The organism is Cupriavidus basilensis, assembly GCF_008801925.2.
GTDB lineage: Bacteria > Pseudomonadota > Gammaproteobacteria > Burkholderiales > Burkholderiaceae > Cupriavidus > Cupriavidus basilensis.
Map to the genome: position 1 here is coordinate 241,652 of NZ_CP062806.1, position 11,876 is coordinate 253,527.

Below are 11,876 nucleotides of genomic sequence, written 5' to 3' on the forward strand. Positions count from 1 at the left end.
CCGCCCCCGGATTACTTGGCGAGTACCGCCTTGAAGGTCTCGAACTCGATGTTCTGCAACACCCCGTCACGCCGCTCCACGCGGCGGATGTAGACGTTCTGGGTCACATCGCCAGTGTTCTTGTCGATGGCCAGCGGCCCGCGTGGGCTTTCAAAGGAACGGCCCTTGGCGAAGGCCATGAACTTGTCCGGGTCAAACCGGCCCTGCCCCTGGGCAGCTAGGCCGTCGTAGATCAGCCGCATCGCATCCCACACGGCAATGCCTCCTGCCGCAACCCGAGGGGTCTTGCCGTACTGCGCGGCGTAGTCGGCGACGAACTGCTTGTTGAGTGCTGAATCGTGGGCGGAAGAGTAGACCCCCGCCGTTACGATCCCGAGGGCGGCGTCGCCTGCCGCGTCGATAAGGCTCTCGTCACTCATATCGCCAGTGCCGATGAGCCTGATCTTCCCGTTGTTGAGGCCCGCATCGGTGTAGGCCTTCAGGAATTGCGGTACCAGCTCGCCAATCGGAAAGAACGCGAATACCGCGTCGGGCTGCGTATCCTTGATGCGCTGCATGTAGCTCGAGAACTCGGGGCTGCGCACCGGCACCCGCGCCGTTCCAGCCACCTTGCCGCCCAGGTCCGAGAAGGTCTTGATAAAGGTGGCCTCAGTGTCGTGACCGGGCGCGAAGTCCGCAACTACGACGAACGGCTTCTTCATCCCGTTCTTGTACGCCCATTCCGCTAGCGGACGCACCGGCTGCGGGACAGAAAAGAACGTGCGTGCGTAGTACGGCGACCTCGCAACGATGCCCTGTGTGGCGGCTCCTGTGATGATCGTGGGGACTTTGGCTTCGGTGACGAGCGGCGCAATCGCCAGCACATTCGGCGTGAAATCGGGCCCGACAAGGATGCTGACCTTTTCACGCACGATCAATTCCTGCGCCAGCCGCTTGACCAGTTCCGGGTTGGGGCCAGTGGTGTCGCGCTTGACGAACTCGATTCTCCTGCCGGCGACCGTGTTGCCGTTCTTCAGTTGGAAAAGCTTGATGACGTTGTCGGATATCCCGAGATCGACAGGCTGATGCACGTGCATCACGCGGGAAACTCCTCCGGTATTGCAGACGGCGCTTCCGCGCTGTTGATAGGGGGGCGCCTGGCCGCCGAGCAGATGGACACGGCGCCCCGGGCAAGAATCCGGGCGATCGCGCAAGTAGGGATCGAGCCGTGCCTGATGCTGACGGGTCCCGTCGAAGCGAGTCGACGTGCCCTGGCCCGATGCGGGCTCGGACTCCAGGACGTTGATCTGTTTGAAGTCAACGAAGCCTTTGCATCCGTTGTCCTCTACTTCAACCGTCACGCCGGCGTTGATCCGGAGAAGGTCAATGTGAATGGCGGTGCCATCGCACTGGGCCATCCAATCGGCGCCACCGGGGGCATCCTGATCGGAACGCTGCTTGACGAACTTGAGCGCCGCAACGAACGCATCGGCGTTGCCACCATGTGCACGGGATTGGGCATGGCTGTCGCAACTGTGATTGAAAGAATCTGAGCATAGAGGCCGTCATGATCATTACTTCAACCGATTCGACCACCGGTATCGCGACGCTGACCTGGGACGTCCCGGGTTCACCGGTGAATGTCAAGAATAGGGCCGCAATCTTTTCTTTCATCGAAGCTGTAAATGATGTCGTTTCGGATTCGACAGTGAAAGGCATCATCGTCACTTCCGCAAAGCGCGACTTCATCTCTGGCGGCGATCTGTACGAACTGCGCGCCGCACGCACGCCGGAGGCAGCCGGCGCGCTGGTCGCCGATATCGGCGCATGCCTGAGGCGGCTGGAGACGTCAGGCAAGCCTGTGGTTGCCGCGATCAATGGTTCGGCAATTGGCGGCGGTCTCGAGGTTGCGCTCGCCTGTCATCACCGCATCGCGACGGATGACAATGCCACCCGAATCGGCATGCCGGAGGTGACATTGGGGCTGATGCCTGGATCTGGCGGCACGCAGCGGCTACCGCGCCTGATCGGAATCCCACGCGCGGCATCGCTGCTTCTGGATGGCAAGCTCCTGCCGGTGAAAGAAGCGCATGCGCTTGGAATCGTAGACAAGATCGTTCCCGCCGCGGAGCTTCTTGATGCGGCGCGCGCCTGGTTGCTCGATGGCCTTGTCGCGAGCCAACCTTGGGATCGCGAAGGATACGCCCTGCCTGGCGATGATCCGCAATCGATGAAAGGGCGCATGTTCTTCATGGGCGCTTGGCCGAAGGTGCGTCGCAAGACGTCACCGGAGGATCCCGCGGCGGCTGCGATTCTGCAAGCACTCCACCACGGCCTGGAGCGAGGCATCGATGCAGGTCTGAAGATCGAAGCACGATTGTTCGCAGGCGTTGCCAGCTCGGATGCCCCTGCTTGAAATCGTGCGTGGCGAAGCGACCTCCGATGAAGCCGTGGCGAAGGCGCTCGATCTGGCAAGGGTTCTTGGCAAGACGCCGATCGTCGTGCGTGACGGGCGCGGCTTCTATACCAGCCGGGTGGTCGGCGCGTACACGCGGGAGGCACTGCTGCTTCTCGCCGAAGGCGTCCCGCCGCAGATCGTCGACAACGCAGCCATCAATGCTGGCATGCCGATCGGCCCGCTGGCGATGGCGGACCAGACATCGCTCGATCTTCTCTTCGATATTCTCGGCAGCCTGGCAGGGGAGGGTAAGGAGCAGGAACCATTCACTCGGGCCCTTGCCGTGCTGAATCGCATGGCGTTGCAACTGGGGCGGCCCGGTCGCAAGGCGGGAAAAGGCATCTACGACTACGAAGAGAACGGCGACAAGACCGCCTGGAGTGGACTGTCATCGGAGTTTCCGCGTACGGCGCCGCTGCCGAGCCCTCAAGACATCGAAAGGCGCCTGATGCACATTCAGGCACTCGAAACGATTCGGGCGTTGGACGAGCACGTTATCAATGACCCAATGGCCGCTGACGTCGCATCGGTGCTGGGATGGTCGTTCCCGGCCTTCAAGGGCGGTGTTCTCTCTTACGTCGATGGTATCGGTGCCATCGAGTTTGTCAGCCAGTGCAAGGTTCTGGAAGAACGCTACGGAGAGCGGTTCGCCCCCCCCGAGAGCTTGTGCCGGATGGCCGTCGAGGCACGTACGTTTCGGGATCTTGCGGGGGAAAGTCATGTTTGAGCTTTCCTGTGCAGACCTGCAGGCAATATGCCGGCAAGTATTTCCACCGTTGGTTCAGTCCCTGGAGCTCGAGGTAACAAGCGCCAACGGCGGGGTTGTAGAGGTTCGGATGCCGATCACGAAGTATACCGCCAGGCCAGACGGGGTCATGTCCGGACAGGCGCTGTGCTCGCTGGCCGATACAGCGATGGTGCTCGCGCTGACCAGTGCAATTGGAGAATTCCGGCCGATCGCCACCGTTGATCTCCGCGTGACGTTCATGGGTGCGGTGCGTGACACGGATGCGATTGCGACAGCCACGGTGGAGCGAGTCGGCGCCAGCCTGGCCTTTGTTTCCATGGTCGTGACATCGCAGGAGGGACGCGTCGCGGTACGCGCCAGTGCCACGTTTGCAATGCCGCGCGAGAGCGGTGCCAAGGAGAAAGCAGCATGAGTACGCGTCCGATCAAGGTGGTAGTGGCAGGTGCGGGGATTGGAGGGCTCGCTGCTGCGATCGCCCTCCGTCAGCAGGGATGCGAGGTGGTAGTGGTGGAGCAAGCGGCGGAGCTTGGCGAAGTTGGCGCAGGCGTGCAAATGAGCCCCAACGCTGTCAAGGTACTGCGGGCGCTGGCCGTCGAGCCACTGGTTCGCGAAACCGCATGCGAGCCATTGGCGTTTACGGGGCGCGACTGGAAAAGTGGTCGTGTCCTGTACCGGACCCCAATAAAGGGTACGTTCGAGCGCTTGTACGGCGCGCACTATTACCACGTGCACCGGGCCGATTTGCATCATGCACTGTGCGAGCGGCTGGGCGACGCGGAACTGCGAGTTGGCCAGCGCGTGCTGGGCGTCGAACAGCATGGCGAGGTGGCAAGTCTGAAACTGGCCGATGGCAGTGCCGTGGAGGCGGATGTGGTCATCGGCGCGGATGGTATTCATTCGGCCGTGCGCCGCAGCATCGTGGGCGATGACAAGCCCCGCTTCACTGGCAACATCTGTTGGCGAGGGATGGTTCCAGTGGCGGCGCTGCCGAAGGGCCACGTGGAGCTTGCGTCGTCGAACTGGCTTGGTCCGAAGGGGCACGTCGTTCACTACTACGTCCGGGGCGGAGCCATGGTCAACTTCGTGGCGGTGTACGAGACTGACGAATGGAAGGAGGAATCGTGGTCCACGCCAAGCTCGGTCGATGAGCTACTTCAGACGTATTCGGGGTGGAACGAGGAGTTGTTGCGGACTTTCCGTGCGACGGAGCGCTGTTTCAAGTGGGCGCTCTATGACAGGGATCCTCTCCCGCACTGGTCCGAAGGGCGAGTGACGCTGCTCGGTGATGCCGCGCATCCGATGTTGCCATTCCTGGCGCAGGGCGCTGCCATGGCGATCGAGGATGGCTACGAGTTGGCGACGACGCTTGGCAAATTGCGCGACGGTGTGGGTGTCGAGGCGGCTCTGATCGCCTACGAGCAACGGCGCATTCCCCGAACGAGTCGAGTACAGCTCGGTGCGCGCGCTCGAGGCACGACGATGCATCTACGATCGCCGTGGGCCCGAATGAAGCGAAATCTCGGATTCATGCTCCGGAGTTTTCGGAAGCCCGAAACGACCACGCATCGTGCCGAGTGGATCTACGGCTATGACGCCACGCAGGCCTAGGCAATGCAAGCGGATCATGAGTTCGCTCGCCATGAAGCTTTGTGAGTTGCGAACGAGGGAGAAAGAATGAAAGCAGTCGCGTACTGCATGAAGGGTGGTGTCGAAGTGCTGACCGACATCGATTTGTACGATCCTGTTCCAGGAGCACGCGATCTGCTGGTAAGCGTTCGGGCGATCTCTGTCAATCCCGTGGACGTGAAGCGACGACATCGGGACGAACCTTCCGACGGCACATACCGCGTCCTCGGCTATGACGCGGCGGGCATCGTAAAGGCCGTCGGAAGTGATGTGACACGATTCAAGCCTGGCGATGCTGTTTACTACGCTGGCGCCAGGGACCGGCCCGGCACAAATGCGGAACTCCACCTCGTCGACGAACGGATCGTGGGCTGCAAGCCGAAATCAATCTCGTTTGCCGAGGCTGCCGCGTTGGCACTGACGTCAATCACGGCGTGGGAGATTCTCTTTGATCGCATGAAGTTGCCCTATGGACGTCGCGGTCCGGCGGGAACGTTGCTCGTGTTGAATGGTGCCGGCGGTGTGGGCTCGATGGTGATCCAGCTCGCCAGGCGGCTGACCGGATTGACTGTCGTCGCATCTGCGTCACGTGCGGAATCCGCCGCGTGGGTGCGCAGTCTTGGGGCGCACCACGTCGTGAATCACAATCGACCGATCGATGAAGAAATCAGGGCGATCGGCCTGACGGGCGTCGATTATATGGCCGCACTTACCACGACAGCCGGCTGCGGTCCTAGTCTCGCGCGTGCTATCAATCCCCAGGGCCAAATTACCCTGGTAGATGACTTCAATGAAAGCATTGCGCCATTCAAGCAAAAGAGCGTCACGATATCGTGGGAAATGATGTTCACGCGATCGATGTTCGAAACCCCAGACATCGCGGCGCAACATGAAGTACTCAACGAGATCTCGGCGCTAGTAGATGCGGGAGTGCTGAGGACGACCCTTGCGCAAACGCTTGGCCCCATCAATGCGGAGTCCCTTCGCAAAGCTCATGATATCGTCGGGTCGGTCCGTACGATGGGCAAAATAGTGCTGGAGGGCTTTCAGGGTAGTTGACCGCGGGACGGACGTTCCCAGGAATAGCCCGGGGTCGCCACGGGTAATCATCTTCCGGATACTGGATACCGGAATTGGGGAAGGCGAGTGCTCCTCTAGTTCAACGAGAAGATATCAACCCGAGCCTCTAAAAATCGCTGCCTTACGACGCCAGCAAGCCCATTGTGCCGGTGATGGAGGCGGTCACGACACCGCTCTTCATGGCAGTCAACGCATCGCTTCCCATTTCATTCAATAGTGGAACTGATTGCGTATGCGAAAACGCGCTCACTCTCGTATGGCAGCACGGGCATCGGGAGCGTGCCACCCAAGCGTCGAGTCCTTGGCTCAGCAGACCGGGATGAAGCTGACGCACATTCCTTACAAGGAGGCATCACTTGCTGCTGTTGCGGTGGCCGCAAATGAGGTCAACCTGGCGGCTGGATCTCTTTCGTCACTACGCCCTTATCTGGAGAACGGAAAGATTCGGCTGATCGCGGTGACAACGCGGAGTCGATCGCCAGTTGTACCAAACGTGCCCAGCGTGGCGGAATCAGGTGTCGCAGGATTTGATGCGGCGGTCGGCATTGGATTTGCGTTGCCGCCTGGCGCGTCACAGGACGTCGCTAGTCGCCTGCATGAGAGCCTCACAGAGGCCATGGCGGCTCCTGGTGGGTTCGCAGCAGCAATACGAGCAACAAATCAGGAGTGACACAGCGAAATACCGAAGGGTGATCGATACAGCCGGATTGCATGTTGATTGAGCAGGTGCATTGCTGACGGGACACAACCCTGGCATCGTTTGGCGCGACCTTGACAGCCTCGCGCTCGGCGCGTCCAACAGCGGTGCTTGCCATGGCACTGACCGCCACGCCGTGGCGGCCTTCACGCAACGTATTGGCCACGGGGCGTAGCTCACTGCCGGTCTTGCCCTGGCTTATTGGATGCTTAGTCGGGCGTAGATGGAGTTTTTTCGGGGCGTGCCGCCGGCGAATGGATCGAAAGTGCGATGACCCCGAAGCCAGGACGGCCTGACCAAGGGGATTGCTGCCCACCGGAACGGTCACCTGCGACTTCAGTTTGACCTGTTCCAGCAGGTTTCATCGTTGGATATTGCCGTCAGATCCTGACGAGGTTGACGCCGGCGAGCGAACCGAACGGCAGCCCGGACAGTGACCCGCCAACAGCCAGCGGACCCAGGTCCACCGGAAAGTAGCCGACCGCCTCGATCAGCTTGCGAACCTCGGCTTTTGCATCGACGTCGTCGCCGGAATAGAACAGCACGCGCTGTCCGCCGGACGCGGTCGGTTCAGGCAGGACTCGGACGTCGAGATGATTGAATGCCTTGACGACACGCGCGCCAGGCACCGCCTCACCGACCACCTGGCTGGAATGCTTGCCGGCGAGATCGATGGCCTTGATGCCATAGGCAGCCAGTGGATTGTTCGGGTCCTTCGCGTCGGGCGAGTCCGCATCGAGAAACGCGACCGGATTCGTGCCATCGATAACGATGCGCCGGTTCCAGGCGGGCAAGCCATTCAGCGCCTTTTCGATGTCGACCCAACGAACCGCCACCACAACGATGTCGGCGCTAGCCGCTTCTTGGACCGTGCCCGCCTTGATCAAGGGCTGGAGCTCTTCCGTGAGCGCTTTCAGCGACGCGGGGCCGCGGCTGTTTGCAATGGTCGCGGATAGTCCGTGCTTCGCAAGCAGTCGCGCAATATTTGAGCCGAGGGCGCCGGCGCCGATGATACCTATGGTCATTCTTTACTCCTCTTTGGTGATCTGGGGCAGAAACAGGTCCAGAGCCCCAACGCCCCAGTCGCTGGAAGTCCGGTTACTAATCATATGTGTGTCAGTGACATAGTTACATATATATTCAAATAAAAAGCTCACCACGCAGATGGGAGCGAAAACTTCCCGAGGCGTGCCACTTCTTCGGCGATATCGGCAATGGTGACCTTCGCCAGTTCTTCCTCAAGCGCTTTGCGCGCGAGTGCCAGCGCGGGTTGCATCGCGGCTACGATATTGCCGCCCACGGGACAGGTCTCGCTGGGCGGTGTCCGGTGCAGCGTAAAAAGCTCGGTGTCCTCGACAGCCTCGTAGACGTCCAGCAACCGAATCTTGTTCGCGGGCTTTGCGAGCAGGGCACCGCCGCCTGCGCCGAGCATCGACCGGGTCAAGCCAGCGTCATTCAGCCGCGACAGCAACCCCCGTATCACGACAGCGCTGGTATTGACGGAGTGCGCAAGGTCCTCGGATCGCAACGGCTTGCCGTCGCTGACGGCGATCGCAGCCAGCGCATGAATGGCAACGGCAAAGCGTGTACTGGTCGGCATGGCAATCTTAATGACTAAGTGTCACCAACACTATTACATATGGCACTCCATGTCAAGGTATGTTTGCCTGGGGCAGGGCGCAACGCGCTAGCGCGTCCGATTCAACGCTTCGAAGCCTGCGACGAGCGCATCGAGCAAATGACGAACAGCCGGAACCATGCCCCGCCGGGAGGGGAAGATTGCGTGTATGAGCCCCGGGGTCGTGGACAGGTCGGGCAGCAGATGCAGTAGCCGGCCTTCGTGGATATCGGCGACCACGAGTTCCCGGGGGAGTACCGCTACACCAATGCCTTGTAGCGCGGCCACCCGCAGACTTGCAAGGTCGTCTGTTGCCAGTCGCGGCTGATGCGCCAACGATGCCTCCTGCCCATCGGCGTTTACGAGGTTCCAGGCGAACTTCTCGTTTCTGCCCGCCATGGAAAGCGTTGGCCATGCTTTCAATGATTCGAGCGACGTCGGTGTTGGATAGCGCGCCGCCAACGCAGGACTGGCAACCAGGATCTGTGTCGACAGGCCCAGTTGGCGCAGCGCGAGGTCGGTATTTTCCAGAGGCGGGAACCGGACCCGGATCGCAAAGTCGAGTCCTTCCTCGACCACGTCCACGCGGCGATTGGTTGCGTCGACCAGCACTTGAACCTGCGGGTTGTCCGCCACGTAACGCGCAATGATTTCGGAGACGCCAGAGCCCAGCAGTCCCACCGGGCAACTGATTCGCACGGTGCCCTGCGGCTGGATCCGCGTCTGATCGACGATGTCCTTGGCGGCCCTGGACTCGGCCACAAGGGCAGCGCAGTGCTGATGGAATCGCCGGCCGGTCTCGGTCAGCGACAGGCTTCGGCTCGTTCGATTGAGCAGCCGAACGCCTAACTCCTCCTCCAACGCGCGCACGCGCCGGCTGAGCCTTGACGTCTGGGCGCCGAGGCTGCGTGCAGCCGCCGTGAAACTCCCATGCTCGACCACTTCTGCGAAGAGCCGAAGGTCGTTGAGATCGGTGATCTGCTTCATCGGTGCGCTTCCGTTGAGTTTTATCGTTCTACCAGAGGCAATGATAGTTCCTGAGAACGGATATATGCGCATCATCGTTGTTCGCCTAGCATGTTTCCGTGGCTGGGCACTTGGCCGACATCGCAGACGTGCCGGCCTGGCAGACGGCCCGCTTTCCGGGCAGCGGAGACAAGGACACAAACCATGCTGGCTCATCGGCGTTGGAACTCACTGGACGAAGCGAATGCGGGCTGGCTGCAGGCGAAATACCACTTCGCGGTCAGTGCCGACGGTAATCCCGAGCATGCGGCTCTGGGCCCCCTGATCGTCTGGAACGATGACGAGATTGCGGTCGGCAGCGGTTTCCCGATGCACGGGCACCGCGACATGGAGATCGTCACCTACGTGCGCCAGGGCGTTCTTGGGCACCGGGACACGTTGGGCTCCGAAGGAACGATGCGCGCCGGCGACGTGCAGGTTATGAGCGCCGGCACAGGCATCCGCCATGCCGAGTTCAACAAGGCAGATGTTCCGCTCAAGGTCTATCAGATCTGGCTGCAGCCGCGCGAAGCCGGCGGCGAGCCGCGTTGGGATACGAAACCGTTCCCCAAGAGCGATCGCTCCGGCCGCTTCGTCGTGCTAGCCAGTGGCTATGCGGGCGATGAAGGCGCGTTGCCGATTCGCGCCGATGCGCGACTGCTTGGCGCGACGCTCAAGGCGGGCGATTCCATACACCAGATGTTGGGCGTGGCACAGCACGCGTATCTCGTCGTTGCGTCGGGACGCATTGAAGTTAACGGTGAGCGCATGGATGCACTAGATGGTGTTGCGATCACGAACGTGGCGGCGGCGGAGATCGTCGCCGTCGAGGATTCTGAGCTGGTGATGGTGGACATCGGCTGAGGACTTTCATTGCGTAGTCCACCTAACCACATGTTTCAGGAGATCGTCATGGATCGCTATAAATTTCTTCCGTTGCTGGGCCGCATTCTGATTGGTGCGCCGTTCCTTATGAGTGGCCTGAACAAGCTGGCCGCATACTCCGCCACCGTTGGCTACATCTCGGCCGTTGGACTGCCGGCGCCATCGCTTGCGTACATCGTCGCGGTAGTGGTCGAGACGGGCGGTGGTCTGCTGCTGATGCTTGGCTACCGGGCCCACCTGGTGGCGCTGGCCATGGCGCTGTTCAGCCTGGCGACGGCGGTGTTCTTCCACCACAACTTTGCAGACCAGAACCAGATGATTCACTTCCTGAAGAACGTGATGATGGCCGGCGGCCTGTTGCAGATCACTTATTTTGGTGCCGGCGCGTTCAGCCTTGACGCGCGTGCCAGGCGCGTTGGCTCGCGCACAGCGCCTGCGAGCGCAAGCTGAGTTGAGCGTTGACTTGGATTCACATCCTTCGATACACAGCCGCGACGGCTGCGTGGCTACATAGGTGGCCATCGGCCGCGAACTGACATGGAAATGATGACGAACACTGTTTCTGCCAATGGCGCCCGTATCCCGTCGCTCGGGCTAGGCACTTACGGCATGCGCGGCGCCTCGCTTTCCGGCATCGTGGCTGGTGCCTTGCGCGCGGGCTTCCGCCATATTGATACCGCGCAGAGCTACGCCAACGAAGCCGACGTTGGGGTAGGCGTGTCCGAGTCCGGTGTGCCGCGCTCGAACATCTTCATCACCACCAAGGTCTGGGTCAGCAACTACGCGCCGGAGCAGTTCGCTACGTCGGTCGACGAGAGCCTGCGTAAGCTGCGAACCGACTACATCGACCTGCTGTTGCTGCACTGGCCCAGCAGTGCGGTACCGCTGGCTGACCAGATTGGCGCGCTCAATGCGTTAGTGCGCGCGGGCAAGGTGCGGCATATCGGGGTCAGCAACTTCAATCGGGCCCTGATGGCGCAGGCGATCGCGCTTTCCGAGCATCGCCTTGTCACAAACCAGTTCGAGTACCACCCTTATCTCGACCAACGGCGGCTGGTTTCTGCAACGCGCGACGCTGGTCTTGCCATTACTGCGTACTGCGGCATGGCGGTGGGGCGGGTGTTTTCCAGTCCGCTGCTCCAGGCGATTGCGAGTCGTCACCAGCGCGGCGTTGCGCAGATTGTGCTTCGCTGGCTCGTTCAACAAGATGGCGTAGTTGCATTGTCTCGGACGACAAATCCCGAACGGCTGCGCGAGAACGCGGCGATCTTTGATTTCGAGCTCTCGTACGACGAGATGCACGCCATCTTTGCGCTGGAGTTGCCTGGCAGTCGCATCGTCGATCCGCCTGGTCTGGCACCGGTCTGGGACTGACCTGCGAGAAGCGATGCCCGTAGACAACCATCAAGGAGAATGCCAATGAACGACCGTCTCCATAAACTGCTCTATCGCAACCTTCAGGAGGTCTTTGGCGAAGGTGACGCAGAGCGGCGCGGCCATCAAGGAACTCTATACCGAAGACTACGTGCTCTACGTACCTATGGGTACGTTCGTCGGGCACGACGCGCTCGATAAATTTGCAGGAGATCTTCGAGCGACGCACCCGCATTTTGCATATGCGCCGCACAAGCAAGCCCAGGCCCTCCACAATGCGGGTCGCCTGGCATGGGGTTCCGGTCCGCGTGGCGAAGCGCCCGAGTATACAGGCGTGGACATCATCATCGTTCGCGACGAGCGGATCGAAGCGCTTTACGTGTTTCTGGATGCGATGCCGTCATAG

At 61.0% G+C, this 11,876-nt stretch carries 14 protein-coding genes and 1 pseudogene; 11 read left to right on the top strand and 4 right to left on the bottom strand.

The annotated features are described in order from the left end of the window. Positions 1-11: 11 nt before the first annotated feature. The gene (locus tag F7R26_RS38695; protein WP_241754859.1) at positions 12-1,076 is read right to left on the bottom strand and encodes an ABC transporter substrate-binding protein; all 1,065 of its coding nucleotides are present in this window, start codon (positions 1,074-1,076) and stop codon (positions 12-14) included. On the opposite strand from F7R26_RS38695, the gene F7R26_RS38700 reads away from it, so the two are divergent. The 7 genes from F7R26_RS38700 to F7R26_RS38730 all read left to right on the top strand — a co-directional run bounded on the left by F7R26_RS38700 (position 1,065) and on the right by F7R26_RS38730 (position 6,561). After that, positions 1,065-1,532: a hypothetical protein gene (locus tag F7R26_RS38700; RefSeq protein ID WP_150984802.1), complete on the top strand. Its 468-nt coding sequence runs from the start codon at positions 1,065-1,067 to the stop codon at positions 1,530-1,532. The genes F7R26_RS38695 and F7R26_RS38700 overlap by 12 nt on opposite strands. Positions 1,533-1,546: 14 nt before the next feature. Next, on the top strand, positions 1,547-2,395 hold the full coding sequence (locus tag F7R26_RS38705) for an enoyl-CoA hydratase-related protein (protein ID WP_150984803.1): 849 nt from the start codon (positions 1,547-1,549) through the stop codon (positions 2,393-2,395). Beyond that, positions 2,382-3,164, top strand: coding sequence for a 3-hydroxyacyl-CoA dehydrogenase family protein (locus F7R26_RS38710; protein ID WP_150984903.1), 783 nt, complete (start codon positions 2,382-2,384; stop codon positions 3,162-3,164). Before F7R26_RS38705 ends, F7R26_RS38710 begins: the two co-directional genes overlap by 14 nt. After that, positions 3,157-3,597, top strand: a complete 441-nt coding sequence (locus F7R26_RS38715) for a PaaI family thioesterase (protein ID WP_170301789.1) — start codon at positions 3,157-3,159, stop codon at positions 3,595-3,597. Before F7R26_RS38710 ends, F7R26_RS38715 begins: the two co-directional genes overlap by 8 nt. Continuing rightward, positions 3,594-4,793 (top strand): FAD-dependent monooxygenase, encoded by a 1,200-nt coding sequence (locus F7R26_RS38720; protein ID WP_150984805.1) that lies wholly within the window; start codon positions 3,594-3,596, stop codon positions 4,791-4,793. The genes F7R26_RS38715 and F7R26_RS38720 overlap by 4 nt, the downstream gene beginning before the upstream one ends. Before the next feature lie 66 nt (positions 4,794-4,859). Next, positions 4,860-5,870, top strand: coding sequence for a zinc-binding alcohol dehydrogenase family protein (locus F7R26_RS38725; protein ID WP_150984806.1), 1,011 nt, complete (start codon positions 4,860-4,862; stop codon positions 5,868-5,870). A 277-nt stretch (positions 5,871-6,147) separates the two neighbouring features. Beyond that, complete coding sequence (locus F7R26_RS38730; protein WP_277820385.1) at positions 6,148-6,561, top strand: tripartite tricarboxylate transporter substrate-binding protein; 414 nt, start codon at positions 6,148-6,150, stop codon at positions 6,559-6,561. Between the two features lie 407 nt (positions 6,562-6,968). On the opposite strand, the gene F7R26_RS38735 is transcribed toward F7R26_RS38730, so the two are convergent. The 3 genes from F7R26_RS38735 to F7R26_RS38745 all read right to left on the bottom strand — a co-directional run bounded on the left by F7R26_RS38735 (position 6,969) and on the right by F7R26_RS38745 (position 9,193). Further along, positions 6,969-7,613, bottom strand: a complete 645-nt coding sequence (locus F7R26_RS38735; protein WP_150984808.1) for an NADPH-dependent F420 reductase — start codon at positions 7,611-7,613, stop codon at positions 6,969-6,971. A 128-nt stretch (positions 7,614-7,741) separates the two neighbouring features. Beyond that, positions 7,742-8,188 carry an Rrf2 family transcriptional regulator gene (locus F7R26_RS38740; RefSeq protein ID WP_150984809.1) on the bottom strand — a complete coding sequence of 149 codons (447 nt, stop codon included), beginning with the start codon at positions 8,186-8,188 and terminating at the stop codon, positions 7,742-7,744. Between the two features lie 87 nt (positions 8,189-8,275). Further along, on the bottom strand, positions 8,276-9,193 hold the full coding sequence (locus tag F7R26_RS38745; protein ID WP_150984810.1) for a LysR substrate-binding domain-containing protein: 918 nt from the start codon (positions 9,191-9,193) through the stop codon (positions 8,276-8,278). A 183-nt stretch (positions 9,194-9,376) separates the two neighbouring features. Between F7R26_RS38745 and F7R26_RS38750 the strand changes: the two genes are divergently transcribed. The 4 genes and pseudogenes from F7R26_RS38750 to F7R26_RS38765 all read left to right on the top strand — a co-directional run bounded on the left by F7R26_RS38750 (position 9,377) and on the right by F7R26_RS38765 (position 11,876). Further along, positions 9,377-10,075 (top strand): pirin family protein, encoded by a 699-nt coding sequence (locus tag F7R26_RS38750; RefSeq protein WP_150984811.1) that lies wholly within the window; start codon positions 9,377-9,379, stop codon positions 10,073-10,075. A gap of 48 nt (positions 10,076-10,123) precedes the next feature. Further along, a complete protein-coding gene (locus F7R26_RS38755) occupies positions 10,124-10,546 on the top strand; it encodes a DoxX family protein (protein WP_150984812.1) in 423 nt (140 codons plus the stop codon). 87 nt (positions 10,547-10,633) lie between these two features. Beyond that, on the top strand, positions 10,634-11,470 hold the full coding sequence (locus F7R26_RS38760; protein WP_416351389.1) for an aldo/keto reductase: 837 nt from the start codon (positions 10,634-10,636) through the stop codon (positions 11,468-11,470). Between the two features lie 45 nt (positions 11,471-11,515). Further along, a pseudogene (locus F7R26_RS38765) lies at positions 11,516-11,876 on the top strand (nuclear transport factor 2 family protein).